Below are 3,019 nucleotides of genomic sequence, written 5' to 3'. Positions count from 1 at the left end.
GGGGTGGCTGGGGGCGTGCGGGTTGCCGGAGTGGGAAGAGGAGGCGCAGGCCTGTGAGGCCTTGCTGCCGGGGGACCTCGTCATCACCGAGTACCTCAACGACCCTGCGGGCGCGGACACCGGGAAGGAGTACGTGGAGGTCCACAACCCCACGCGGGAGACCGTGGACCTGCTGGGCGTGACGCTCTTCACCGCCCGCGAGGAGGGGGCGCAGGAGCGGGCCTATACGCTGACCACGACATTGCCGGTCGATGCGGGGACCTTCGTCGTGCTGGGGGACGTGCGTGACGGGCCCCTGCCCGAGCACGTGGACCAGACCTATGGCGATGCGCTCGGGGCGCTGGGAAACAGCGGGGGGCTCGTGGGCCTCCGGTGCGGGACGCGGCGGCTCGATTCGGTGGTGCTCACCGCGCCCGTGAAGTCAGGCGCGGCGCGGATCCGCGATGCGCTGTCGCGCTGGTGTGATGCGCCGGAGACGGTGCCGGGAGGCGCGCGTGGCAGTCCGGGCGCCGCGAACGTGCCGTGCCCCGACCTGGCTGACGGGGGAACGGCGCTCGCGGACGGGGGCCGCGCGGGAACCTGTCTGCCACCCGGAGCGGTGGCGCCCCGGGACATCCGGGCTCCGCGCCCGGGCGAGCTCGTCATCACCGAGGTGATGGCGAACCCGCGAGGTGACGACACGGTGGGCGAGTGGCTGGAGGTGCGGGCCACCGTGCCCGTGGACCTCAATGGCCTGACGGTGGGGACGGACACGTCAGGCACGCGCCTGGAGTCGGAGCGCTGCCTGTCGCTCGCCGCGGGCGAGTCCGCGCTGCTGGCGCGTCGGGTGGAGCCCGAGTTGAACAGCGGGCTTCCAGCGCCCCTCGCCACCTTCGCGGTGGACCTGCGCAACGCGGGCGGCGTCGTCACCGTGCGCTCGGGAGGCGTGCTCATTGACAGCGCGCTCTATGGCCCGGCCCAGGACGGCGTGGCCACCCAGGTCTCCGCGCCGCTCACCGCCGGGGCGACGGGCAACGACGGGGTGACCGCGTGGTGCGCGGCCACGGAGCCCTATGGCGACCAGGGCAACCTCGGCACGCCGGGGCGGCTCAACCGCGTGTGCTCCGGAGCGGACGCGGGCGTGGCCCCGGCGGGATGCATCGACCGGACGACGGGGCTGCCACGCGCGCTCCGCGTCCCCTCCGCGGGCTCGCTGGTCCTCACCGAATTCATGGCGGATCCGTCCGCCGCTCCGGATGCGACAGGGGAATGGGTGGAGGTGCTCGCGCTGCGCGAGGTGGACCTCAACGGGGTGACGCTGTCCAACGAAGCGGGCGGCACCGTGCTGGATTCGGCGCTGTGCCTGTCCGTGAAGGCGGGCGGCCATGCCGTCCTCGCCCGCGACGCGGAGGCTTCGCTCAACGGCGGGCTGCCCGGGGTGCTCGGCACGTTCGGTTCCAGCCTGGGCAATGGCGCGGGGGCGCACCTCCTGAAGCTGTCGGTGCAGGGCACCGTGCTGGACGCGGTGTCCTTCACGAGCGCCGCGACCCCGGGCGTGTCCTCACAGCTCGATGCACGCATCCGGGACGCGGCCGGCAACGATGCGGCCGGTGCCTTCTGCCCCACGCCTGTCGGGGTGAGGTACGGCGCGGGAGACCGGGGCACCCCGGGCCGCGAGAACCGGACGTGCGCGCCATGAGGACGCGGGGCGTGGGGTGCGTGGTGTTGCTGTCGGTCCTCTTCGCCTGCGGAGGCGAGGAGGAGGGGGCGTGCGGACCGCGCACGGGCGTGGTGACCCAGGTCATCGACGGGGACACGGTGGTGCTCCAGGACGGCGAGCGCATCCGCTACCTGCTCGCCGATGCGCCGGAGACGACGCGCGGCCACCACGACTGCTTCGGCGAGGAGGCGGCGACGTTCAACCGCTCGCTCGTGGAGGGCCGCACGGTGCGGCTGCGGGACGGGGAGGCGTGCACGGACCGCTTCGGACGGCGGCTCGCCTATGTGTCCGTGGAGGGCCACGACGTGAATGCGCTGCTCGTGGAGCGTGGGTATGCGTGCACGCTGTTCGTCTCGCCGGCTGGTGGCTCCCGGCGCGGCGAGTTCGAAGCCCTGGAGGTCGAGGCCCGGAGGGCCCGCCGTGGGCTGTGGGGTCGCTGCCCGGCGCCGTGCTCCAAAGGCCGGCGCCCGGCGCCGTCCGCGCTACGGCAGCGCGTCCCCTACCGCCAGCTTCAGCTCCCGGCCCAGGGGCCACGCGGCCGGGTGGCGCGACGTGATGAGGTCCAGCGTGTCGTCCTTGAACCTCACCTGGAAGGTGTCGCTCACGGACAGCCGCAGCTTGAGCCCCTTCTCCCGGAGCACCGGGCCGATGTCGGACGCCGCGAGCCCGCTGACGACCTCTCCCGTGCGCTCGATGAGCCAGGCCAGGGCCTGCACGGTGCTGGCCTGCTCCAGGTCCGTGCCCGGGCCGAACTCCGCCGTCACCGACATGCCCCAGGCGGTGGACACCTTGTCGGCCATCGCGGGCAGGTGCCGCCGCAGGTGCAGGGCCGAGGACTCGGGCATCGAGCTGGCCGGCGTGTCCAGCACGGTCACGTCGTGCAGCGTGAGCGCCTCGATGACCCCGTCCGGCACGAACGTCACGTCCGCGCTGCCCGTGCGCGAACCGGGCCTGCCCGACGTGTTCAGGAGCACCCCGCGCCCCTGACGGAACTCGCCGTACTCGCGCAGGATGCCCGTCACCTCGCGTCCGCTGCGCAGGAACAGCGTCACCTGCGGCAGGTTCAGGGGCAGACCCTCGTTGCGTCGGGTCATGAGGATGCTCATCGCCTCCATCACCTCCCAGACGCTGCGCACGTGACCCCGACCCAGGGACTCCAGCGGATCCACCGGCTTGTCTGTCCTTCGCTCCGCGAATGCCATGATCCGATTCCTCTCCAGCGTGTGCCCAACCAGTCTCGCCCATGTCCCCGGCAGGACCCAGCGGCGCGCGCAGGCCTTCCATGGCCGCCTGCCACCCCCCCGGGTCCCATCCCAGAGG

At 73.1% G+C, this 3,019-nt stretch carries 2 protein-coding genes and 1 pseudogene; 2 read left to right on the top strand and 1 reads right to left on the bottom strand.

Going from position 1 to position 3,019, the window contains the following annotated elements:
• Positions 1 to 1,678 (top strand): lamin tail domain-containing protein (locus D7X12_RS40585; RefSeq protein WP_341868273.1); only part of this gene is annotated, 1,678 nt, incomplete at its 5' end.
• Positions 1,675 to 2,118: pseudogene (locus tag D7X12_RS44840) on the top strand (thermonuclease family protein); the annotation flags it as partial. The gene D7X12_RS40585 and the pseudogene D7X12_RS44840, both read left to right, overlap by 4 nt.
• A gap of 63 nt (positions 2,119 to 2,181) precedes the next feature.
• Here the strand turns inward: D7X12_RS44840 and D7X12_RS44835 are convergent.
• Entirely contained in the window at positions 2,182 to 2,901 is a 720-nt protein-coding gene (locus D7X12_RS44835; protein WP_244225076.1) for a hypothetical protein, read from the bottom strand.
• Positions 2,902 to 3,019: the final 118 nt, after the last annotated feature.

The sequence above is a fragment of the Corallococcus sicarius genome, from assembly GCF_003611735.1.
GTDB lineage: Bacteria > Myxococcota > Myxococcia > Myxococcales > Myxococcaceae > Corallococcus > Corallococcus sicarius.
This window is presented reverse-complemented; position numbering and strand designations above follow the sequence as displayed.